The sequence below is a fragment of the Neisseria sp. P0021.S006 genome, from assembly GCF_051956895.1.
Genome location: NZ_JBQCWZ010001259.1, coordinates 1 through 446, shown reverse-complemented (window position 1 = coordinate 446; position 446 = coordinate 1). Strand labels below are relative to the sequence as shown.

Below are 446 nucleotides of genomic sequence, written 5' to 3'. Positions count from 1 at the left end.
TAAAAACCATGTTCCATCATGATTTCTCCGGGGATACGGTTGCGATGCATGGCGTAGCCCAAATCCATCAGGGCTTGGAAAGTGTCTTTGACCATTGCCGGATTGCCGCAAACCATAAAACGCGTATCGGCCTTGTTGAACTTGAAGCCGATTTTTTCTTCCAAGCCTCCATTCTTCAGCAATTCGGGAATCCGTTTGCCGCTCAATGCGCCTTCTTTTTCCTCACGCGTAGTGATCGGAACAAAAGTGAATTTATGGAAATATTCTTCAATCAGCGGATGCTTTTTCAAATCAGCAAGGCGTTGGTTGAAAATCAACTCGTTGGCGTAAGAAACTGAATGCGCCAAAACCAAACGGTCGAAACGCTGCCAGATTTCAGGTTGCTCGATAATGGAAAGGAAAGGCGCAATGCCGGAACCCGTGCAGAGCATAACTAAATCCTTACC

The 446-nt window shown here is 46.4% G+C and carries 1 pseudogene; it reads right to left on the bottom strand.

Annotated elements, in window-relative coordinates:
* A pseudogene (locus ACTHUM_RS19770) lies at window positions 1-446 on the bottom strand (ferredoxin--NADP reductase); the annotation flags it as partial.